This window comes from Acinetobacter sp. YH12241 (assembly GCF_013417535.1).
Taxonomy (GTDB): Bacteria; Pseudomonadota; Gammaproteobacteria; order Pseudomonadales; family Moraxellaceae; genus Acinetobacter.
The window spans coordinates 23,146-31,656 of sequence record NZ_VPDQ01000032.1 but is presented as its reverse complement, the minus strand read 5'-3'; the positions used below and the strand labels follow the sequence as shown (position 1 = coordinate 31,656).

Annotated in this window: 5 protein-coding genes; 2 read left to right on the top strand and 3 right to left on the bottom strand. The window is 38.6% G+C overall.

Annotated elements, in window-relative coordinates; genetic code table 11:
* Nucleotides 1-316: 316 nt before the first annotated feature.
* Entirely contained in the window at nt 317-1,045 is a 729-nt protein-coding gene (adeR, locus tag FTV18_RS13540; protein WP_032073130.1) for an efflux system response regulator transcription factor AdeR, read from the top strand.
* Nucleotides 1,035-2,141: a two-component sensor histidine kinase AdeS gene (gene adeS / locus FTV18_RS13535; RefSeq protein ID WP_032073131.1), complete on the top strand. Its 1,107-nt coding sequence runs from the start codon at nt 1,035-1,037 to the stop codon at nt 2,139-2,141. Before adeR ends, adeS begins: the two co-directional genes overlap by 11 nt.
* Before the next feature lie 103 nt (nt 2,142-2,244).
* Here the strand turns inward: adeS and FTV18_RS13530 are convergent, their stop codons facing one another.
* From FTV18_RS13530 to FTV18_RS13520, 3 genes are all read right to left on the bottom strand, one after another.
* Entirely contained in the window at nt 2,245-3,759 is a 1,515-nt protein-coding gene (locus FTV18_RS13530; RefSeq protein WP_032073148.1) for an MFS transporter, read from the bottom strand.
* Between the two features lie 113 nt (nt 3,760-3,872).
* Nucleotides 3,873-6,977 carry a multidrug efflux RND transporter permease subunit gene (locus tag FTV18_RS13525; protein ID WP_373686955.1) on the bottom strand — a complete coding sequence of 1,035 codons (3,105 nt, stop codon included), beginning with the start codon at nt 6,975-6,977 and terminating at the stop codon, nt 3,873-3,875.
* Nucleotides 6,974-8,137, bottom strand: coding sequence for an efflux RND transporter periplasmic adaptor subunit (locus tag FTV18_RS13520; RefSeq protein ID WP_032073150.1), 1,164 nt, complete (start codon nt 8,135-8,137; stop codon nt 6,974-6,976). The genes FTV18_RS13525 and FTV18_RS13520 overlap by 4 nt, the downstream gene beginning before the upstream one ends.
* Nucleotides 8,138-8,511 lie beyond the last annotated feature (374 nt).

Below are 8,511 nucleotides of genomic sequence, written 5' to 3'. Positions count from 1 at the left end.
TAAGTTCTTTATCCGACATAGACACCAACATATCAAACCGTCCGCTAAGAAAATTGCAACAGCGCATATTCTAAAAGCGGACATTTTTACTTTGGAGAAACCGGACATTTCTATTTTGGAGTTACAACTCTCGTTTCGTATAACAGCCATTATGTTAAATGAATGATAATTGACATTTTGTTCATTAATACTGATATGCAACGAATTTTATTATATGTCACCCCTCAATTACAAATATAAATGACTGCTCGTCTAATCATCTCCATTACACAATTAAATGTTAAAATGCATAGCTACTTCATCTAAGATAAAATATATGTATCCAAATCTACAGCACAGCTTCGAAAACAGCGTCATTCTCGTTGTAGAAGATGATTATGATATTGGTGACATTCTTGAAAAATACATAAAAAATGAAAACATGCAGGTCATCCGTGCATTGGATGGACAACAAGCTTTAGAGTGCCTAAAAGCCAACTCTATCGACCTGATTCTCCTTGATATTAAATTACCCAAACTAAATGGCTGGGAAATTCTACAAATCATCCGTCAAACAAGTCATTTACCTGTCATTATGCTGACTGCCTTAGATGATCAAGTGAATAAGATCATGGGGCTAAAAATGGGTGCTGATGACTTTATTATTAAGCCATTTAACCCAAACGAAGTGATTGCACGAATACAAGCCGTACTTAGACGAAGTACAAGCCAAAATATGGAAATAACTAATATTATTCGTTATAGAAATATTGAAATTAATCCAGATCATCATCAAGTTTACATTTCAAATGGTCAAAGAAATCAGTTGCTCAACCTTACGTTAACTGAGTATAAGATACTGTTTTTGATGGCAAAAACACCGAATAAAGTCTTTACACGTAATGAATTGATCCAAAACTGTATGCCTGAAAGTGATGCTTTAGATCGCACTGTAGATAGCCATATCAGCAAATTACGCAAAAAACTTGAAGAAAATGATGTAAATGGCTTATTAATCAATGTCCGTGGCGTGGGGTATCGCTTAGATCAAAATCATGAAATTTAACTTTTTTAAAAATTCTGTTGGAATTAACTTCCAGTTTATTATCATGATGAGCCTATTCAATTTAGGCATTACGCTGTTATCTTTCATGATTGGCTATTTTGTTTATAGCTGGGCGATAAAAATAGGTTTTCTAAATACACAAGTTATTAATTCAAATGAATTTTCAGTTACCTCCGTTGACTTTATCTGGCTGTTTTTAGTGCTATTAACAGGCTTTTTTCTTTCTACTATCCTCGCCTTTAAATATGGAAAACGCTATACACAGCCAATTAGTGATTTAGCAGATGTTATTCAACAAATTCAACAAGGCAATTTAGCACTCAGAATTAAACAGCCACATCATGATATTCCACATGAAATCAAGTCTCTTATTGAGAACTTCAATGAAATGGCAAACCAACTTGAAGTATCAGTTAAGAATTCAACTGTTTGGAATGCTGCAATTGCACATGAATTACGAACACCTGTGACAATATTACAAGGTCGCTTGCAAGGTATTGTCGATGGTATATTTATTGCCGATAAAGCTTTACACCTAAGCTTATTGAACCAAGTCGAAGGCTTATCTTACCTTGTGGAAGATTTACGGACACTGACACTTATTGAAAATAAACAATTACGATTAGAACTAGAAAAGACCAATTTAAAAAATAGTATTGAAAAATGTCTGCAGATGTTTAATGAACGGTTTCATGTTAAAGGTTTAACTATTGTTTTAAATTTGACGGATAAATTGGTTTGCGTTGATATAAGAAGGATGGAACAGGTCTTTATTGCATTGTTCTCTAACTTTCTAAGATATTCGAATGCTGGAAAAATAAATATTACATCTGTAACCACAGCAGAACATTGGGTATTGACGTTTGAAGATGAAGGTCCTGGTATTGATGAATCGCATCTTAAACACCTGTTCAAACCCTTCTATCGACTGGAAGACTCTAGATCATGTCTAGATGGCGGTACTGGATTAGGCTTGGCAGTGATTGATGCAATTATTGAAGCACACCAAGGTCATATTTATTATTCTAAATCCAAAAACTTAGGTGGCAGCTGTTTTACTATTCAACTAAATCGTAAGACATCAACTCATTTATAATGTGTTAAGTTCAGATTAATACGGCTTAATTTAAACCATAAATTTAAGATAAATTGATGTCTGAACTTAACCATTCTGTTTGATGATCCTCAAATAAATTTCATCACAATGAATTCTCATCTCGATATTTAGCTAGCATAAAAAATACCACAATGGAGAGTATCCCGATGATAATCCCTGCTGTTAATAATAAATTAACATGAGCTGAACTGAAGGCAATTTTACCTGCGTTAATCAATGCTGTACCTTGTTCAACGGGTAACTGGCTCGCCACTAAATAGGTATCACCAATCGAAAGTCTGGCTTTTTCTGCTAAAACAGCAGTTAAATCTGACGGCACTTGAAGATGACTGCCAAATATATAGGCCATGAAAACACCAAATAAAGTAATACCTAGTCCTGTACCCAGTTCATAACCTGTACTTTCAAGTGAACCTGCCGCACCGCCCTTTTCTGCAGGTACTGAGCCCATGATCGCAATGGATGAAGCTGTTAAACCAATACTCAGTGTTAATCCAATCGAAGCTAAAATAAAGGGAACGATGATTCCCGGATGATGAAAATCTGAATAACTCAAACTGACCAACGCAATTGCTGCCAATATTAATGACATGGTCGCAACCAGACGGAGTCCAAATTTATTGGATAAAAAACCAGCAATAGGCCCGCCAATAGCGGCCGCAACCATAATCGGAACCATAAAAAGACCGGCTTGCAGCGGTGTTAAACGAATGACATATTGCAGCTCCATTGCCAAAGTTAACTCAACCCCTGCCAAAGCGCCTGCAGCAACCATTGCCATAATAATGCCGGCTAAAATAGCAGGACGTGAAAATAGCGAAAGATCTAGCATCGGCTGAGGAGAATTCAGCTGTTTGCGTACAAATATGGTTAATAAGCCGATAGATAAAACGACCAAAGGCAAGACAATCAACAACGACTGTTTACCGCCTAAGCCTGCTTTTAGTGCATATACAAACGAAATCAAACCGACAATCAGCAATAGCGCTTGACCAAATGCCCAATGTCCAGGGGTTATAGCTTCTTTTCGGGACAATAAGAAATAGCACATTGGTGCGACAACCAGCATGATTGGGACGTTAATCAGGAAAACTGAACCCCACCAGAAATATTCTAACAATCCCCCACCAATGAGCGGTCCAATGGCGGCACCGGCTGATCCGATTGTGCCCCAAATACCCAGCGCAATGGCACGTTCGCGACTGTCTTCGAAGGTTCTGCGAATAATACCCAATACACAGGGCATAATCATGGCACCGCCTAATGCTAATAAAGCACGTGCGGCAATCAGCATAGAAGCCGTTTGGGAAAATGCCGCAAGGACTGAGGCAATTCCAAATATAACCAAGCCAATCAGCAGAATCTTACGATTGCCGACACGATCAGCCAAAGTTCCCATCGGAACTAAAAGTCCAGCCATAAGTAATGGATAAATATCAATAATCCATAAGACTTGGTTACTTGTGGCACTCAGCGATTGGGTTAATGAGGGAACCGCAACATGCAGTACAGTCATATCAATCACAATCGGCAGAAATGCAAGCACGACAGCGAGCAATATCCACCAGCGTTTCGGATCAAGATTGGTAGCTTTCATGATTAAACCTATATTGATGGTTTATTAAATCAATTCTGAAATAAAGATGTAAATGAAAGATTTGTTGTGGGCTAAACTCGTTAACCCACAGCTTTTATTCTCAGTTTTGATGCTTAATGTGCCGCTTTACGTTTCGAGAATTTCTCAACCATGCTCATGACGACAATAAAGAAAATCGGTACAAAAATAACAGCTAGAATTGTTGCGCTGATCATGCCGCCAAAGACGCCTGTACCAATCGCTTTTTGAGTTTCAGAACTAGCGCCACTGGCAATGACTAAAGGAATAACGCCACAGGTAAATGCCAAAGATGTCATTAGGATTGGACGTAAGCGCAATTTAGCGGCTGCAACGGTTGCCTCCACTAAACCCATTCCTTCTTCTCTTAGTGCTTTTGCAAACTCAACAATCAAAATAGCATTCTTTGCAGATAGACCAATAATCGTGATCATGCCGACCTTAAAGAAAATATCATTTGGCATACCACGTAACATTACTGCTAAAAAGGCGCCAATCAACCCTAGAGGGACAACTAGCATCACAGAGAATGGAATTGACCAGCTTTCATAAAGCGCTGCCAAGACAAGGAAAACGACTAACATCGACAACAGTAATAAAAACAAGGTTTGTGATTCCGACTGTTTTTCTTCTAGAGAAATCCCAGTCCACTCATAACCCACACCTTTCGGAAGTTGTTCAATCAAATTTTCCATCTCAGTCATGGCTTGTCCTGAAGATATACCTGCTGCTGGACTGCCAGAAATACTCAATGATGGACGACCGTTGTAACGATTGTATTGTTGTGGGGAATGTTGCCAAATTGGAGTAATTATTTCAGACATTGAAACCAATTTACCGCTTTGACTGTTCACCTTAATCTGAAGAATATCTTCAATACTCATGCGTGATTTGGCATCAAGTTGCACAATGACTTGCTGCATACGGTCATGATTTGGAAAATCATTGATATACATCGAACCCATTGAGGTTGAAATAATATCGGTCACATCACTGAAATTAACACCTAATGCCTGCAATTTATCTCTATCAATTTTAAGCTGTACAGAACTGCCATCTGGCAAACCTTCAGGATAGACCTCCGCCACGATTTTACTTTGTGCTGCTAATGCTAAAAGCTGATCTTGTGCTTCTCTTAAAGCAGGCATGCCAATATTGCCACGATCTAATAATCTCAGTGAAAAACCAGATGAGTTACCCAATTCATCAATTGCTGGTGGTAACACAGACATGGTTTGACCTTCTGAACTTTCAGCCATCGCTATATTGGCATTATTCACGACTTCTTGTGCCGTAATAGTACGCTCTTCGAATGGCAATAGATTGGTAAAATACATCGCTGTATTCTGACCAGATCCACTAAAACCAAAACCTAAGACCGCCATATTGTCTTTAATCCCCGTTTCTTGGTCTAAATAATTTTGAAACTCAGCAACGACTTTACGGGTACGTTCTTGAGTTGCATCCGCAGGAAGTTGAATCGAAGTCATAAACCACCCCTGATCTTCTTCTGGCATAAACGCAGTCGGAACGTGTTTAAAACTAAAAATCAGCACAATGACAATGCCTAAGAAACATAACATTGCGAGGGTTTTATGTTTAATTACTTTAAATAAACTGCGTTCATAGCGATTGTTCAGCTTCTCAAAACTGCGATCAAACGATGCAAAAACACCCTTTTTCTGATGGTCTTGATCAATCGGTTTTAACATCGTTGCACATAACGCAGGGGTTAATGTCAGTGCAAGGAAAGCTGAGAATAAAATTGAAACCGACATGGTAATGGTGAACTGACGATAGATAATCCCCACTGAGCCTGACGCCAATGCCATCGGCAAGAATACAGCGGCTAACACTAAGGTGATGCCAATAATCGGATTGGTAATTTCCTTCATGGCTTTAGATGTGGCTTCAACTGGAGATAAGCCTTCTGTCGCCATAATGCGTTCAACATTCTCAATGACCACAATCGCATCATCGACAATAATCCCGATCGCAAGCACCATACCGAACATGGTCAGCACATTAATCGAAAAACCAGCAAGCAGCATGACTGAGAATGTGCCAAGCAATGCAATCGGTGCAACAATCGCCGGAATTAAGGTGTATCGAACATTGTGTAAAAAGATAAACATGACAATAAAAACTAATGCCATAGCTTCAAGCAATGTCATGATTACTTTTTCAATCGAGATTTTTACAAAAGGTGCAGTGTCGTAAGGTATAGAGAATTTCATACCATCAGGCAGTGCTGAACCTAACTGTTCAATTTTCGCTTTAACACCTTCTGCAGTCTTGACAGCGTTGGCACCAGGACTCATTTGTATCGCCACAGCTGTAGAGGCTTTGCCATTTTCTAAAATCGCAAAGTTATACATCTGTGCCCCGATTTCGACACGAGCGACATCCGACAGTCGAACATTGGCGCCATTTTGTTGAGCACGTAAACTAATTTTCTTGAATTGCTCTACAGTTTCTAATTGACCTTGAGCAGTTAAAGGAATAGTAATTTGTTGCCCCGTCAAAGCAGGAACATCACCAATACGACCTGGTGATATCGGCAAGTTTTGGTTTTGGATGGCTGTATTCACATCTTGAATACTCAATCCATAAGAAACCAAACGATCTGGATCGACCCAAATCCGCATGGCTTTTTCAGCACCAAAATTTTGGACTTTACCAACACCGTCAACCCGCTTTAATTCTTCAATCACATAGCGAGTCATATAGTCACTGACATCAATTTCACTATATTTGCCATTCGGTGAACTTAAGCCCACCATCATTAAAAAACCAGACGACGCAGCATCGACCATCAGCCCTTGTTGTCGCACTGTTTGAGGTAAGCGTGACTCAATGGCTTTAATTTTGTTTTGCACATCAATTTGTGCAAGTTCTACATCTGTACCTGGTTTAAATGTTGCGGTGATTGTTGCTGTTCCAGAACTATCTGAACTTGAACTGTAATAAAGTAAGTTTTTGACACCTGACATTTCCCGCTCAATCAAGGTCACAACACTATCATTCAATGTTTTTGGCGTAGCACCTAGATAGATTGCCGTAATACTAATCTGTGGTGGCGCAACACTTGGGAATCGTGCAATAGGTAACTTGGGGATGCTTAGTACACCCAACAGAATAATAAATAAAGCAATCACCCATGCAAAAATAGGACGCCTAATGAAAAATTGGGACATTATTGCTGTCCTCCATTTTCCTTAATATTTGTAGGTTGCCACTGCTTAATTTTTAATTTTTGCTCAGGCTGTATACGATCAGCCCCTTCAACAATGACTTTCTCACCTGCTTGTAACCCTTGTTTGATCACATAGTTATTTTGATAACGTTGACCAAGCTGAACAGGCTTGCTTTGCGCTAAACCTTTTTGATTAACAATCGTAACATTGGCTTTACCACTAATATCATGTTGAATCGCTTGTTCTGGAACTAGGAGCGCATTTTCAACTTGAGCTCGGCTCATATTGACTCGAACATACATGCCTGGCAAAAGTTTTTGATTTTCATTATTGGCTAAAATACGGATTGTGACATCACCCGTATCAGGATCAACTTTAGTATCCGAAAATAGGATTTCACCTGTAACGTTATAAGGTTTACCCTGACTATTTAGGATTTCAACCGTATGTTTGGTATTTGACACGTCACCTTGCTGTAAAGCTTCCTGTAGTTTTTCATAATCACTAATTGATTGCTTTACATCAACATAGACTTTATTAATCTGTTGTATTACGGCCATTGCATTAGTATCACCTTGACCAACTAATGCACCCTCAGTCACTAAGATTTCACCAATCGTTCCCGAGATAGGGGCTGTAACAGTCGCATATTTAAGATTAAGTTGTTGTCTGCTTAACATGGCTTGCATTTGCGCCACATCGGCTTTTGCTTTTTGATAATCTGCTTCGGTATTGTTGTATTCCTGCTGACTAACCGCATTTACTTTTACTAATTCAGTGTAGCGTTTTAACAGCACCTGCAAACGTGTCACCTCAGCTTGTGCACGGTTTAAAGTGGCTTGATTGCTTTTTACATCTGCCTGAAATATTTCAGAATTCAATTTAAAAAGCGGTTGACCTGCTTGCACATAAGAGCCTTGCTTAAAAAGTACTTTATCAACAATTCCACCTACTTGCGGGCGAATTTCAGCAATACGGTAAGCGACAACACGGCCTGGAAGATTTTCAATTAAATTCATGGAATGCGGTAATACCGTGATGGTACTGACAACCGCTGGTGGCATTTCTGTTGGGGACTGTTCAGCATCTTTGGCTTGTGTACAGCCGATTAAAAGTACAGTTGTAATAAGTATTGAACCTATTAAATGATAATGTGTTGACATGCTTTTTCAGAGGGGGGGTTTTAGATACTACTATTTTGAAATAGCAGTGTTTATGAATTGCTGATGTTGTGTGGAGATTGTGTGGAGATTGTGTGGAGAGATTAAAAGATTTATTTTTTAATGACACGCTTAAACAGCGTGGCTTGTAAATTAGTATAAATAATTTTGTTGTTCTACAATTTTGATCGTATCTTAGTTTTTTCTCATAGTTCATGAACTTTAAAATTCTAAACCAAGACTAATATTTATATAAGCAATTGAAAATACAATACATAGTTTCTTTATACACTTATGAAGTGAACTTTAGGTGAACATAAGTTAAATAGAAATTTTTAATTAGTTCAGCACAAACGTACAATCTTTAAGGCCTATAA